This is a genomic window from Gordonia terrae, from assembly GCF_051789125.1.
Classification (GTDB): domain Bacteria; phylum Actinomycetota; class Actinomycetes; order Mycobacteriales; family Mycobacteriaceae; genus Gordonia; species Gordonia terrae_A.
On sequence record NZ_CP196526.1, the window covers coordinates 3,560,208 to 3,573,762 of the forward strand.

General features: G+C 68.4%; 13 protein-coding genes. 7 read left to right on the forward strand and 6 right to left on the reverse strand.

Features of this window, described 5'->3' with window-relative positions:
* The first annotated feature begins 91 nt into the window (after positions 1 to 91).
* Positions 92 to 685 (forward strand): TetR/AcrR family transcriptional regulator, encoded by a 594-nt coding sequence (locus ACSUZC_RS16200; protein ID WP_439029528.1) that lies wholly within the window; start codon positions 92 to 94, stop codon positions 683 to 685.
* Between the two features lie 42 nt (positions 686 to 727).
* Here the strand turns inward: ACSUZC_RS16200 and ACSUZC_RS16205 are convergent, their stop codons facing one another.
* Complete coding sequence (locus ACSUZC_RS16205) at positions 728 to 1,969, reverse strand: MFS transporter (protein ID WP_439033153.1); 1,242 nt, start codon at positions 1,967 to 1,969, stop codon at positions 728 to 730.
* An 88-nt stretch (positions 1,970 to 2,057) separates the two neighbouring features.
* Positions 2,058 to 2,804, reverse strand: coding sequence for a TetR/AcrR family transcriptional regulator (locus ACSUZC_RS16210; protein WP_439029529.1), 747 nt, complete (start codon positions 2,802 to 2,804; stop codon positions 2,058 to 2,060).
* Between the two features lie 106 nt (positions 2,805 to 2,910).
* Between ACSUZC_RS16210 and ACSUZC_RS16215 the strand changes: the two genes are divergently transcribed.
* Together ACSUZC_RS16215 and ACSUZC_RS16220 are read left to right on the forward strand one after the other, a co-directional pair.
* Positions 2,911 to 3,897 carry an ATP-binding cassette domain-containing protein gene (locus ACSUZC_RS16215; RefSeq protein ID WP_439029530.1) on the forward strand — a complete coding sequence of 329 codons (987 nt, stop codon included), beginning with the start codon at positions 2,911 to 2,913 and terminating at the stop codon, positions 3,895 to 3,897.
* Positions 3,894 to 4,718, forward strand: coding sequence for an ABC transporter permease (locus ACSUZC_RS16220; RefSeq protein ID WP_439029531.1), 825 nt, complete (start codon positions 3,894 to 3,896; stop codon positions 4,716 to 4,718). Before ACSUZC_RS16215 ends, ACSUZC_RS16220 begins: the two co-directional genes overlap by 4 nt.
* Positions 4,719 to 4,736: 18 nt before the next feature.
* On the opposite strand, the gene ACSUZC_RS16225 is transcribed toward ACSUZC_RS16220, so the two are convergent.
* Positions 4,737 to 5,246: a carboxymuconolactone decarboxylase family protein gene (locus tag ACSUZC_RS16225; RefSeq protein ID WP_439029532.1), complete on the reverse strand. Its 510-nt coding sequence runs from the start codon at positions 5,244 to 5,246 to the stop codon at positions 4,737 to 4,739.
* A gap of 124 nt (positions 5,247 to 5,370) precedes the next feature.
* Here ACSUZC_RS16225 and ACSUZC_RS16230 point away from each other — a divergent pair, with 124 nt between their 5' ends.
* Positions 5,371 to 7,470, forward strand: coding sequence for a DUF2339 domain-containing protein (locus ACSUZC_RS16230; protein WP_439029533.1), 2,100 nt, complete (start codon positions 5,371 to 5,373; stop codon positions 7,468 to 7,470).
* Between the two features lie 61 nt (positions 7,471 to 7,531).
* On the opposite strand, the gene ACSUZC_RS16235 is transcribed toward ACSUZC_RS16230, so the two are convergent.
* Complete coding sequence (locus ACSUZC_RS16235; protein WP_439029534.1) at positions 7,532 to 8,398, reverse strand: formate/nitrite transporter family protein; 867 nt, start codon at positions 8,396 to 8,398, stop codon at positions 7,532 to 7,534.
* Between the two features lie 265 nt (positions 8,399 to 8,663).
* Here ACSUZC_RS16235 and cynS point away from each other — a divergent pair, with 265 nt between their 5' ends.
* Positions 8,664 to 9,116: a cyanase gene (gene cynS, locus ACSUZC_RS16240; RefSeq protein WP_439029535.1), complete on the forward strand. Its 453-nt coding sequence runs from the start codon at positions 8,664 to 8,666 to the stop codon at positions 9,114 to 9,116.
* Positions 9,117 to 9,127: 11 nt separating this feature from the next.
* On the opposite strand, the gene ACSUZC_RS16245 is transcribed toward cynS, so the two are convergent.
* A complete protein-coding gene (locus tag ACSUZC_RS16245) occupies positions 9,128 to 10,696 on the reverse strand; it encodes a PucR family transcriptional regulator ligand-binding domain-containing protein (RefSeq protein WP_439029536.1) in 1,569 nt (522 codons plus the stop codon).
* An 87-nt stretch (positions 10,697 to 10,783) separates the two neighbouring features.
* Here ACSUZC_RS16245 and ACSUZC_RS16250 point away from each other — a divergent pair, with 87 nt between their 5' ends.
* On the forward strand, positions 10,784 to 11,287 hold the full coding sequence (locus ACSUZC_RS16250) for a nucleoside deaminase (protein WP_439029537.1): 504 nt from the start codon (positions 10,784 to 10,786) through the stop codon (positions 11,285 to 11,287).
* Positions 11,284 to 12,267, forward strand: a complete 984-nt coding sequence (locus ACSUZC_RS16255) for an isopenicillin N synthase family dioxygenase (RefSeq protein WP_439029538.1) — start codon at positions 11,284 to 11,286, stop codon at positions 12,265 to 12,267. Before ACSUZC_RS16250 ends, ACSUZC_RS16255 begins: the two co-directional genes overlap by 4 nt.
* Positions 12,268 to 12,282: 15 nt before the next feature.
* Here ACSUZC_RS16255 and ACSUZC_RS16260 read toward each other — a convergent pair whose 3' ends face one another.
* Complete coding sequence (locus ACSUZC_RS16260; protein ID WP_439029539.1) at positions 12,283 to 13,260, reverse strand: arabinofuranosidase; 978 nt, start codon at positions 13,258 to 13,260, stop codon at positions 12,283 to 12,285.
* Positions 13,261 to 13,555 lie beyond the last annotated feature (295 nt).

Here is a 13,555-nt window from a genome sequence, read left to right on the forward strand (position 1 = left end):
CGTGTGGTCACGGTCGTACCCAGAGTAGACCTCTGGACACGGTTGTGACCAGATCTGGAGTCGAGGGGCGTCACCGCACTATGGTGGAGCGATGTCCGTACCGACCCGATGGGCCGGCGTCCCGCTCGCCGTTCGCCGCGCCGAACGCCGCGCAGATCTGATCGCGGCGGCCTTCGACATCTTCGGCGGCGAGGGCACCGAGGCCGAGCTGTCGGTGCGCTCGGTCTGCCGTCAGTGCGGATTCAACACCCGGTACTTCTACGAGAGCTTCGCCGACATCGACGAACTGCTCGGCGCGCTCTACGACGCCACCGCGGGCGACCTCGCCTCCGTGGTCGAGTCGGCGATGACCGACGCAGGCCCTTCTGTGCGTGCGCGCACCAGGGCGGGCATCCGCGCGGTGCTCGGCCACGCCTCGTCAGACCCTCGTCGTGGCCGGATTCTGTTCACCGCCGCTGTCACCAATCCCGTTCTCGCACAACGTCGCGCCGCGACCCAGGACATGCTCCGCGAGCTGGCCTTCGCCGAGGCGGACGCTCACGACGCCGATCCGCTGACCGGGCGGATCCGCGCGGCGATGTTCACCGGCGCGATGGCCGAACTGGCTCGGCAGTTCCTCGCCGGCGGCCTCGGCGACGACCTCGAACGGGTCGTCGACGAGGTCCTGGCGGCCCTCCGGCACTGACCGGATTCCGTAGCGAGAATGCGCGCCATAGGCGTTGTGTTGCTACGGAATCGGAGTTCCGAGCCGCGCCATGAGCCCCCGGTCGAGGGCACGGATCATCACGAGACACCCGAGGCCTGACAGAACCAACCCGGTCGCGAAGACCGCCGGGAACCCGAACAGATCGCCGACGACTCCCGCAGCGAACCCGGCAGCACCCTGCACCCCGACCACAGCGCAGGCGAACAAGGTGTAGTCGCTGCCTTCGTAACCCTTCTGGCACGCGTCCATCATCAGCGTGAACACCGCGACCGTGGCCGCCCCGCCCAGGATGTGCTCGGCGAGACTGGCCGTCATCACAAGCCAGAAGCCGCCGACCCCCGATGACGCGACCAGGTACAGCGCGAGACTGAGCGTCTGGGTGGCGCCGCCGACGAGCAGCGCGTGTCGCCGGCCATAGGTGTAGGCGAGCCATCCGCCGAGCGCCGCTCCACCGAGAGCTCCTGCCGAGGACAGCGCACCCTCGATGAGGGCGATCTGCCCCAGCGTGAGCCCGATGTCGGACATGAACGGGCCGACGAGCGCCGACGCCATCGAGTTCCCGAACTTGAACGCGCCGACGACGAGAATGAACGCCAGCACGCCGGGCCGGCGCAGACGTGAGATCCACCCGGTGAGCAGGAGGCCGGGCGCCACCGGTTTCGACGACGCGCCGGCCGGTGCCGATTGCGCATCCCGCGCGAGGAACCACACCCAGGCGGTGACCGCGAACAAGAGCACCGACATCACGACGAACAGGGCCCGCCAACCGGCGATCGAGAACAGCCAGAGAAGCCCGCCTCCCCCGGCGATCATGCCGATTCGATAGGCGCCCACCTGGATTCCGTTGCCCAGGCCGCGCTGACGCGGCTCGAGCATCGACACCGCGAGACCGTCTGTCGCGATGTCCTGGGTCGCCGACAGCAGGTTGATGACCGCGATGCCCGCGAGCAACCAGACCAGGGACCCGGACAGGTCGAGGGATGCGAGTACGAGCGCGACGACGGCCGAGGACAACTGGAGCGTCAGCAACCATCTGCGCCGGGTGCCGTAGGCGTCGACGTAGGGCGCCCACAGGAACTTCAGGCCCCACGGCGCGAACAGCAGTCCGTACACACTGATCTGGGTCAGCGAGTAGCCCTCCTCGCGGAGGATGACGGGGATGGCCTGACTGAAGAACCCGTAGGGCAGGCCCTGCGCGAAGTACAGGACGGTCAGCAGCACCAGGGTGCCGACAGCGAGTCGGCCGGAGCGCGGAGTCGACATCGATGGCGGACTCGACATGGGTGCCATCATGCCGCACGCGGTGCCGGCAGGTCGGCCCTGATCCGTTCGCGCTCGGCGCCCGAAGGCCTCAGGAGGATCGGGCGACGTGCGCGGCGATGCCGTCCAGGATGAGCTGCAGTCCGAAGTCCTCGTCGATCGGTTGAGAACGCGCGGAGCCCAGAGCCGCGACCGTGCACGGGAACCGGGCGGGATCGGCGAGGTTCGTCAGTATCTGCTCGAAGTACGACGCCCCGGCGTGGTCGTCTCCGCTCTCATTCTCACCGTCATGGTCGTCATCATCGTCTCGGTGTTCGACGCTGCGACGATGCTCGATCTCCACCCGACTGGCCGACAAGGCGTACTGCGCAAGCAGTCCGACGATCTCGAACCGGTCGTCGCCGGGCAGGTCGAATTCGTCGAGGATCTCGAAGGCCGCCTCGATCCAGGCCATGCGATTCGGTCCGGGAATCGCACTGGTGAGGGGAAGGTCGAGGTACCAGGGGCGCTCCACGATGCCGTCGATCTGCGCACGGGTCCACGCCACCAGGTCGTCTCGCCACCTGCCGGTGCGCGGCGGGATGGTCAGGGCACCGGTCGCGGTGTCGAGCATCAGGAGCAGCAACTGATTCTTGCCCGACACATGGCGATACAACGCCATCGACGAGCACCCGAGCGCCTCGCCGATCCGCGCCATCGAGACCGCGTCGAGGCCCTCGGCGTCGGCGATACCGATGGCGGCGTCGACGATGCGGTCGAGACTGAGCGCCGGTTTGGGTCCGCGACGGCCTTCCCGTGCGCCCGTCCACAGTCGTTTCAGCGTGTCCTCGGAACTCACGGCACCCTCGTCTCCTCTTGCCGAACCTTGCCGAACCACAGAACTGCGTCTAGTGTACGCAGTTACCCAAATAAACAGTTTCTCCTGTACGCAGATTGGATCGCCCATGCCCACCAGCGCCCGCACCGCCGCTCCTCCCGTCGAAGCCATCGGCCTCGTCAAGTCGCTGGGCAGCGGAGACAACCGAGTGCCCGTTCTCAGTGGACTCGACCTCGAGGTCGGCGCCGGCGAGGTCGTCGCCCTCCTCGGCCCCAACGGGGCAGGCAAGACCACGACGGTCCGCATCCTGTCCACACTCACCCGACCCGACGGCGGGACCGCGCGCGTCGGCGGCTTCGATGTCGCCACCCAGCGCCGCCAGGTGCGCGAGATCATCAGTCTCACAGGGCAATATGCTGCGGTCGACGACAAGCTCACCGCTCGCGAGAACCTCACGATGATGGGGCGTCTGGCCCACCATCGCCGGCGGACCGTCGATGACCGGGTCGACGAACTCCTGACCGCGTTCGATCTCAGTGACGCCGCCGACCGGCTGGTGGCGACCTACTCCGGGGGCATGCGCCGGCGTCTTGATCTCGCTGCCGGACTACTCGACCGGCCGGTGGTGCTCTTCCTCGACGAGCCGACCACCGGCCTGGACCCGCGGAGTCGTCAGATGCTGTGGCAGGTCATCGACGATGTGGTCGCCCAGGGAACCGCAGTGTTGCTGACCACGCAATACCTCGAGGAAGCAGACCGCCTGGCCGACCGCGTGGCCCTCATGAGCGGCGGGCGGATCGGGACCACCGGCACGCCGGAGGACCTGAAACGCCGCGTCGGCGAGGCCGCACTCGAGTTCGTCGTACCGACCGCGGCCGATGCGGCGGCACTCGCCCGCGACCTCAGCGGCTTCGGTCCCTCGGTCCAGGCGACCACCGTTCGCATCCCGACGGACCGTTCGTTGTCCCACACGCGCGCGGTCCTCGACGCCGTGGAACACACCACGGTCACCGTCGACGCCTGGGAATTACGCTCTCCCACAATGGACGACGTGTTCCTGGCCTCGACCGGCCGGCCGGCGGTTCCGGCGACCGGCGAGGAGGTCGCGGCATGAGCGTCGACGCCCCGCCGGTCCACGACGCGTCGTCGAGGCGGCTTCGGCACCTCCGCATCGACGCGACCACGATGTTCTCGCGGTCGTTGCGCATGATGAGCCGCGATCCCGACGAGTTGCTCCTCGCCCTCATCCTGCCGATCGCCATCATGCTGATGTTCGTCTACGTGTTCGGCGGCGCCATGTCCGTGGGCACCGACTACATCACCTATGCGACCCCCGGGGTCATCCTGCTGTGCGCGGGTTACGGCGCGTCCAACACCGCACTGGCGGTGGCCACCGACATGAACGGCGGCATCATCGACCGCTTCCGGTCGATGCCCATCGTCGGTGTGACCGTGGTGTTCGGACATGTCGCGGCCAGTCTGGTGAAGAACTCCGTGTCCACCGCGGTCGTCCTGATCGTCGCGGTGGCCATCGGGTTCCGGCCCTCGGCATCGCCTGCCGAGTGGCTCGCTGCCGCCGGGATCGTCCTCGCCTATGTCCTGGCGATCACCTCCCTCGCCGCATTCATCGGGGTGTCGGTACGAACACCCGCCGCCGCAGGCGGTTTCGGCTTCGTCATGCTCTTCCTGCCCTATGTGTCGAGCGCATTCGTGCCACCGGAGACGATGCCGGCGTGGCTGCGCGGCTTCGCCGAGACGCAACCGGTCACCCCGGTCATCGAATCGATACGGGCCCTGCTCGTCGGTGTGGGCACCGGCGGGTCACCGGTGCACGACCTGGGGTCGCAGTCTGTAACCGGACTCGCGTGGTGCGCGGCGATCACGATGCTGTCACTCGCCGCGGCCGGTTGGGTCTTCGCCCGGAAAGGACGGTGAGTCGAGGATGGCGACCGGTCAGCCGTTCGTGTTTCGCGTGAACGGAGCCGCCGACTTCCGGGGCGATGCGCCGGGCCGTGGGCGGTATCCGCTCACGATGGACATCCGGTTGAACGCGTTGATGGTCACCGCCGCCCAGATCAGCACCGCGGTCTGCTCCGTGTCGAGGATGTCGGTCGCCCGGTCGTAGGCGAGATCGGCGGCGTCGTGCGCGGGTAGCTCGGTGACCAGTTCGGCGATCTCCAGGGCCGCCTGTTCGACGTCGTCGAACAGGTCGGGCGCATCACGCCACCCGGCGATGACGTCGATCTGCTGTGTCGACAGGCCCGCGGAACGGCCCAGTTGCGCATGGAGATCCATGCAATAGGCGCAGCCGTTGATCTGCGAGCACCGCAGATTCACCAACTCGACGAGTGACCGGTTCAACCCGATCGACTCGGCGGCCGCGGTGACCTCGGCCGACACCGCGATCAGCTTCCGATAGACCTGCGGCGTGGTCTTGTCGATTCGCACCCGTTGCGCAGGCATGGCCCAACAGTAGCCGCCGGCGGCCGCCGCTCCTCGCGCCGCACACCTCGCTCACACGAAATCCTCACCCCGTGTGCGTACGACTACTCATCCCTACCGGGTCGCGGTGGGTCATCGTCGGATCATGACCTCTCCCAGCAGCATGTTCGGCGGCGATCCGAGTACTGCCACGCTTGCCCGGATCTCGACCGAGTTCGACGCCATCGCGCGTCAGATGTCCACCGTGTCAGCCGAGTTCGCTGAGCTCAGGCGCATCGTCGCCCAACCGGACGGGTCGGCTCGCGAGGCCGTCGCCGCGCCGCAGTCCACACCCCACACAGCGCCTCCCGGCCTCACTCCGCCGACCGTGGCGTCGCCTCCGCCGACGCCGAGGCACCCGCATGAGGCCCCGCCTCGACCATGGGCACCCGCGGCGCCGCCGTACGCGCAGCTACACCGGCCGCCGACCGCTCCCCCGATGCCGCCGGGTGCCGCCGTACCCCCGATGAGCAATCCAGGTGACCCGACCGGTCGCCCGAACACGTCGTATCGGCCGCCCGTGCCGCCGGTCGTCCCACCGCCGCGGCCGCCCGGACCGTCGATGTCCGAACGCATCGGCGCGGCGGCCGAGCGCGGATTGATCGGCAAGATTCTCGCCACCGCCGGGGTCGGCGTCACACTCATCGGCGTCGCACTGCTCCTCGTCCTGGCCGCTCAGGCCGGAATCCTCCGTCCGGAATTCCGCGTCGCCGGCGGCGCGGTCCTCGCCGCGGCACTGGTCGCCGGTGGAATGTGGCTGCGCCGCCGGGCCGATGGCCGGATCGGTGCCATCGCCCTGACCGCCACCGGCATCGCGGCCGGCTACCTCGATGTCCTGGCCGCGACCAAGATCTACGAGTGGCTGCCGATCATCCCCGGCCTCTGCGTCGCCGGACTCGTCGCGGCAGGTGGTCTCGTCCTGGCCCATCGGTGGCACAGCGAACATCTGGGGCTTCTGGTCGTGGTGCCGCTGATCGTCCTGGCCCCGGTCCTCACCGGCGGACTGGACACGACCCTGATCGCGTTCATGGTGGTGCTCTGCGCCGCGTCGGCGTGGGTCCAGTTCGGCCGTGACTGGATCTGGCTGCACGCCGTCCGCCTGGCCGCACCCACGATCCCGCTCACCCTGGTCGGCCTCTTCGGCCTCGCCGGATGGGGTGCGCCCGGAAACGCCGACCCGGTGTTCGCGACAGCGGTCGCCGTGGTCGTCGCCCTCGGCGTCGGCGGTGCGCTGCTCTCCATGCCCACCACCAGATTCCGGGAGGTCCTGGCGGGTCTCGCGAGTGCGACGACCATCCCGGTACTGTTCGCCGGTTCGGCAATGGGCATGCCGGGCGCGGTCATCCTCCAGACCTCGATCGCGCTGGCGCTCATCGGCACCGTACTGATCGGCTCAGGGCTGATCGGTTCAGGGCTGATCGGTTCGGGGTTCACGGGTTCGGGCACCACCACTCGCCTGGTACCCGACTCCGTCGCCCAGATCTGGTCCGCCACTGCACTTCTCATGCTGTTCGTCGCGGTGCTCGTAGCCTTCGACGGCACGGTGGCGGTCGCCGTGATGCTGGGGCTGGCCACGGTGACCGGTCTCGTCGCCCGCTCGTCGCCGGTGGCCTCGCGGGTACTTCTCGCCGGGGGCTCGGTCATCTGGGCGATCGGTTTCGCAGCCCTTCTCGACGCTGTGCCGCCGTACGTGCTCGCCGACGCCGATCTGATGGAACGCGACGCACACCTCGGAATCGTCGTCGCGAGTCTGTTCGCGGCCTCCGGAGCGATCGTCCTGGCTGCGGGCTGGGCGCGGCTGACCGACGAAAGCCTCTCTCGCGCAGCCCACATCATCGCCGGCACGGTCGTCGTCTTCTCGCTCACCGCGATCAGCGTGACCGCGGGCGTACTTGTCGGCGGACCAGACGGATTCCTGGCCGGGCACGTTCTGGCGACCACCTGCTGGATGGCCCTCGCCGGCGTGGCGCTGGCCTACGCCCGGCGGCGTGGTGGCGCTGCCCGTACCGCCGCTGTCACCGGAGGTATGGTCCTCGTCGCCGCGGCGATCGCCAAGCTGTTCCTCTTCGACCTGGCCACTCTCGACGGCATCTTCCGCGTCGTCGTGTTCATCGTGACCGGACTCATCCTCCTCGGGCTGGGTGCCTGGTATGCACGCGCCCTGCAGGACGATCGGCCGAATCCGGATTCGGTGACCACCGCCTGACCTGCCGACCCGTATGACCCCGTACCCGCACCGCGGCTACGGGGTCATACGGGTCACCGGGCTAGGCGGTCGTGCGGACCGGCACGGCGACGTCGACCTCGGTCGTCTCGTCATGCGAGGCGGGACGACGATCCGGCGCCGTCCGTGCGTGCGTCAGGTACAGCGTCAGACCGACGAAGGTCAGTCCACCGACGAGGTTGCCGATGACGGTGGGGATCTCGTTCCAGACCAGGTAGTCGGCGATCGAGAAGTCGCCGCCGAGCATGAGACCCGACGGGAAGAGGAACATGTTGACGATCGAATGCTCGAAGCCCATGTAGAAGAACACCATGACCGGCATCCACATCGCGATCACCTTGCCCGGCAACGACGTCGACATCATCGCCCCGACCACACCGGTCGACACCATCCAGTTGCACAACACTCCGCGGATGAACAGTGTCAGCATTCCGGCCGCGCCGTGCTCGGCGTAGCCGACGGTGCGGCTGTGCCCGATCTCTCCGAGCTGTCGTCCCACCTCGTCGGGGCCGACGCTGAACCCGTAGGTGAGGATCACCGCCATCATCACCGCGACCAGGATGGCCCCGAGGAAGTTCCCGATGAACACCAGGCCGAAGTTGCGGAGCATCGACTTGACGGTGACGCCCCGGCGTTTGTCGATCAGTGCCAGCGGGACGAGGGTGAACACACCGGTGAGCAGGTCGAAGCCCATCAGGTAGAGCATCACGAATCCCACCGGGAACAGCACCGCGCCGAGCAGCGGCTCCCCCGTCCGAACGGTCACCGTCACGGCGAACGCGGCCGCGAGGGCCAGGATCGCTCCCGCCATGAACGCCCGGATCAGCGTGTCGCGCGCCGACAGGAACACCTTCGCCTCGCCGGCGTCGACCATCTTCACCGCGAATTCAGACGGCTTCACATAAGACATGTGGTTCTCCTCGAACTCCTCAGTAGTCGCCCCATGGAAGCGGGGCCACATGTCCGCACGGTGTCATCGGCGAGTCATCGTGTTACACCGGCCTCACTTCCCGGGCCGCGACGTGTGAAGTGCACCCGCTGGGAACCAGCGGTGGCCCACACCACCATTCGTGGGGATACTGACCGATGGTGCCGCGCCCGAACAACGTTGCGCGCTCCGGCACGTCACCGCCGAACAGCACCGTTTCAGATCCCATCACCGCGAGGAGAACACGATGACCACCCCGATCATGCCGAAATCCGAAGCGGCGGAACTGATCAACTCGGCACGCATCCGACAGGGGCTCACCTGGGCGAGCATCGCCGACACGATCGACGCGCCGCTGGTGTGGACGGTGGCGGCGCTGCTGGGCAAGCATCCCGTTCCCCCGGCGAAGGCCGCCGCCGTCGTCGAGCTGCTCGGACTCGGTGAGGGCGTTGCGGAGAGCCTGCGGTTGCAGCCCACCCGGACACCTGACGAGGCAGCCACCAGCGACCCCACCATCTACCGCCTCTACGAGGCGCTCGACGTGTACGGACCCGCCCTGAAGGAACTCATCCACGAGGAGTTCGGGGACGGGATCATGAGCGCCATCAACTTCAAGATCGGGATCGAGCGCCGCGCCGACCCCGACGGCGACCGCGTCGTGGTGACGTTCGACGGGAAGTTCCTCGACTACAACTGGTGACGCCCCCGACGTCAGGCCTCGGCGCCGAGAGACCGCAGGGCCACCATCATCGACGCGTAGACGGAGGGTTCGGTCGGGTCGAACCCCAGTACCCCCCTTATGCGCTCCAGGCGCTGGTAGAGGCTCTGCCTACCGATGTGCAGCACCTCGGCCGACCGTGTCGCACTGCATCCGTGCGCGAGGTGCACCGCCAGCGTGCGTACGAGTTCGGTCGAGGCGCGCTCGTCGTGAGCGGCCAGCGGCGCCGCGAGCGCGGTCAGTTCCGCGCGCACAGAGGGCTCCAACGCCCCGATGGCCTCGTCGACGAGCAGCTCGCGCGCGGTGTGCACCCGCCGGCCCGCACCGGCCGGTGACACCGCGGACGCGGCAAGACCCAGCTGCCGCGCGCACCGCCGCAGGGAGTCGGTCAGAGTTCTCGAGGCGTCGGTGCCCGGGCGCGAAGGGTCGATGCCCACGGGGTCGCCGACCACGATCGTCGTGCGTCCCAGCCCGCTGGTCCGGGCCAGCCCGGACGCCACCCGGTCGACCGGGTCGACGTTGCCGGGAGTACCGACCGGAACCGAGACGAGCGCGTACACCGTCGCGTCGACGATGCTGCGGGCCATCGAGTCGAAAGCTGCGGCGGCCACCGCGGCATCGGCCATCCGCGGGTCGGGCGCCTCCGCGGCGATGGGCACCAGCACCGACGGGCCGCCCACGCTGACACCTGCACCGGCAAGACGTGTTTCGAGGTCGGCACGGCGCAGCGGACGGCCATCGACCAGGTCCTCGACGAGCCTCGCCGCCAGTGCTGAGCCCCGCGCCCCGGCGCGCGTCAACCCCACCGACACCGGTCCGGCGGCCGCTCGCAGGAGCGTCTCGGCAAACGGGACCGTCGGCGCACCGGCACGTTCACCGACGACCAGACGCGCCAGCGACCGCCCTCTGCTTCTGACGGGCACCTCAGCCACCGCCCGGTCGACGACGCGCCACGCGGCCGAGTCGTCATCGACCCCGTGAGCGGACACGAGCGCGCCGGCCGCGGTCAGGAGAACGACCGGCGCATCGAGCAGGCCGGCGAGATGCTCCAGCATCGGGGCAACCCCGGCACCGGCGGCCAGATCGTCGTGCAGGGCGTCGTCGAGGAGTGCGCGCATCCGCAGTTCGTCGACCTCGCGCGCCGCGATCGAGGTGTTGACGGCTCGGCACACATCGATGAAAGGGACGACCGACCGGAGTTCGATGATCGGCAGCCGCGTGGCCGACCCCGCGCGCACCATCTCCTCGGGGACCTCGTCGAAGGTGCGCCCGACCTCGAAGGCGACGGCGGCCACCCCGCGCTCGGCAAGGTCGTGCACGTAGTGCTTGCGGGTGCCGCCGTCGAGTCCGCGCAGGCCGAGTCCCGTCGTGAGCAGCAGCTCACCGCCGGTCAGCAGCGGTCCGATCTCGTAGATCTCACTGGAATGGACCCAGCGCACCGGATCGTCGAGCCGGTCGTGACCACACAGGATTCTGGGGTCCGCGGGTGCGAGCTGGTCGCGGAGGATCTGGCGCAGGGTCGGCATCGACACCGTGTCGCCGCGCTCGGGGCTGGGGATCATGGGTTGACACTATGCAGTGCTCGCACCGTGTGCAGCACGACGTTTTGTCGGTTGTCTCGTCGCGGTGTGCACGGCACTCTCGACACCATGACGCGCACGCTCCACGATCACGCAGACCTCGACCTCCCCGCACTGCTCGACATCGCCGTCGACGAGGCGCTCACCGGGTTGGCAGAAGGCGGTATCCCGATCGGCGCGGCCCTGTTCGCCGCGGACGGCACTCTCCTCGGCCGGGGGCACAACCGGCGGGTGCAGGACGACGACCCGTCGGCACACGGCGAGACCGATGCGTTCCGGGCCGCCGGACGTCAGCGCGATTACGGTTCGACGATCATGGTGACCACGCTGTCACCGTGCTGGTACTGCTCGGGTCTGATCAAGCAGTTCGGCATCGGCACGGTGGTCATCGGCGAACACACCTCGTTTTACGGCGGCGAGGATTGGTTGCGCGACAATGCGGTTGACGTCATCGTGCTCGACGACCAGCGATGCATCGACATGATGTCGACCTACATCGAGGAGAACCCGGCGGTGTGGAACGAGGACATCGGCCGCACGGTCGACGAGGACACCGCGGAGGGAAAGCCGTGACCGGCAGCCCGGTCCTCACGGTCGACCTGGCCGCGTGGCGCTCGGGAGGGACCGCGGCGGAGTCCGTGTGCGCCGCCGTCGACGAGTCGTTGCAGAAGGCCGGCTTCCTCCTCGTCACGGGACACGGATTGGATCCCGAGCTACCCGGCGCACTGCGTGCCGCCGCCCGCCGATTCTTCGCGCTGCCAACCGATGTCAAAGAGCGGTACTCCGTCGGCGTCGGCGGTCGCGGTTGGATCGGTCCCGGCAAGGAGGCCAACGGCTTCTCCGAGGGCACCGAGACCCCACCCGATCTGAAGGAGACGTTCACCTCGGGCGCCCAGACGCCGGTGGGAATCCGGGAGGTCGACGATTTCTGGTTCGCTCCCGACGTCTGGCCCGCGGAGATCCCTGAACTCCGTCAGTTGTTCACCGCGTGGACGAGCCAGATGAAGCGGCTCTCCGACGACCTGCTCGAACTGATGGCCGCGGCGCTGGGTCTCGGTGGTTCCGGTGACCCGGCCGCCAATCCCTTTCGCGACCTGGCGTCGAACCCGACGTGGACGGCCAACATCAACCACTACCCGCCCCTGCACGATGTCGGCGAACCCGAGCCGGGCCAGTTCCGCATCGGCCCGCACACCGACTTCGGCACCGTCACCATTCTCGATCGCGAACCGGGAGCGGGTGGGCTGCAGGTGTTCAGCGACGACGGCGGCTGGGCCGACGCGCCGTGGAACCCCGAGGCGCTGACCGTGAACATCGGCGACATCCTCGAGTACTGGTCGGCAGGACGATGGCCGGCGGGACGCCACCGCGTGCTGCCGCCGCAGCCCGACGCACCCGCCGAAGACCTGGTGTCACTGATCTACTTCTACGAACTCGACCACGACGCCACGGTCGTTCCGGTGTCCCCGCCGATCGGGCGACGGTCGGGACTCCCGCCGGTGGTCTCCGGGGAGTTCATCAGGGAACGCCTGGACGCGATCACCGTCGGGTGAGCTCGGGCGCTGCGGTCAGGCCCGCTCTCGCATGACCCCGACGTGCCGGACCGTGCCGGAAATACCAGGGATCTGCTTCACGGGCGACCAGGTACGCATTCCGTCGGTGCTGTCGGAGTACAGGTATCGGTTGTTCCGGTAGGCGTCGAGGTACATACGCCAGGCACCGTTCGGCAACTGGACGACGGCCGGACCTTCGACGAGCAGACCCCAGTTGCCCGGCGGCACGAACCGGTACGGCCCGTACAACGACGTCGCGACCGCGTGCTGGATGAACTTCTTCGTCTCGTTCTTCGTGAACGCGTGATAGGTCGGGCCGACCTTGATGACCGTGGTGTCGATGTGGTCGGCGCCGATGCTCAGCAGCGGGACCGGCGGACTCCAGAACCGCAGCCCCGGGTCCAGCGCTGTCATCACATACGGGACGAAGCCACCACCGGTCGACATCGACAGGATCACGTTGACCCGGCCGCCCTCGACGAACCACTCGGGAGCCCAGGCCTTGGTCGTGAACGGCGACAACGACGGACCGTCGCTCGAACCCGCCGAACCGGAGGAACCGGGCCCGCTCGACGAGCCGAGACCCCTGCCGTCTCCCGTTCCCGGCAGGAACGCGCAGCACAGCGGGACCGGCCAGTTGTACAAGAAGTTCCAGTTCACGCGGTCGCGGCTACGCGCGAACCCGATGTTCGCGCCGTCGGCGGTCGTGTACGTCACGTAATACCAGCCGTCGGTGTGACGGAAGATGCTCGCGTCGCGAACGTAACCCGTCGGCGGTCGATAGGCGGACTTGCGCACCATGCGGTACTCGAGGCCGTCGGTGGACTCGTACACATCCATGTCGCGCGCACTCGAATTGCTGAAGGCCACCATCGTGTACCGCCAGCCCGAGGGGGCGGCATCGCTGCTCGCCGGCGTCGGTACCAGGAGTCCGGCCACAGCGAGCAGCACCACGGTCGTCGCCGCGAGGACGGTTCGTCTGGAAAGAGTCACCGATGCAGTATCGACGACGATCGGCGCGCGATGTGCAACTTTCACCGGGAAGGTCGGCACGTGTCCCAGACGCCGGCGACCGCACGGATCGACGATGCGATCCGTGCGGCCGGCGACGCTCACGGGAGTCCGACGACTCCCCCCGCTCTAGCTGCCGTTGGCGTAGAGCGCGAGGAGCGGACCGATGAAGGCGAGGAGTGCGGTGAGACCGAGTTCAGACGAGGACACTGAATACCTTTCGACATGTGACAACTCCGACGGCCGGTGAACGATTTCACTCAACGGCCAGGCAACA

Coding starts and splice junctions, on each gene's coding strand:
- ACSUZC_RS16200 (WP_439029528.1), top strand. CDS start 92: ATGTCCGTACCGACCCGATGGGCCGGCGTCCCGCTCGCCGTTCGCCGC.
- ACSUZC_RS16205 (WP_439033153.1), bottom strand. CDS start 1,969: ATGTCGACTCCGCGCTCCGGCCGACTCGCTGTCGGCACCCTGGTGCTG.
- ACSUZC_RS16215 (WP_439029530.1), top strand. CDS start 2,911: ATGCCCACCAGCGCCCGCACCGCCGCTCCTCCCGTCGAAGCCATCGGC.
- ACSUZC_RS16220 (WP_439029531.1), top strand. CDS start 3,894: ATGAGCGTCGACGCCCCGCCGGTCCACGACGCGTCGTCGAGGCGGCTT.
- ACSUZC_RS16225 (WP_439029532.1), bottom strand. CDS start 5,246: ATGCCTGCGCAACGGGTGCGAATCGACAAGACCACGCCGCAGGTCTAT.
- ACSUZC_RS16230 (WP_439029533.1), top strand. CDS start 5,371: ATGACCTCTCCCAGCAGCATGTTCGGCGGCGATCCGAGTACTGCCACG.
- ACSUZC_RS16235 (WP_439029534.1), bottom strand. CDS start 8,398: ATGTCTTATGTGAAGCCGTCTGAATTCGCGGTGAAGATGGTCGACGCC.
- cynS (WP_439029535.1), top strand. CDS start 8,664: ATGACCACCCCGATCATGCCGAAATCCGAAGCGGCGGAACTGATCAAC.
- ACSUZC_RS16245 (WP_439029536.1), bottom strand. CDS start 10,696: ATGATCCCCAGCCCCGAGCGCGGCGACACGGTGTCGATGCCGACCCTG.
- ACSUZC_RS16250 (WP_439029537.1), top strand. CDS start 10,784: ATGACGCGCACGCTCCACGATCACGCAGACCTCGACCTCCCCGCACTG.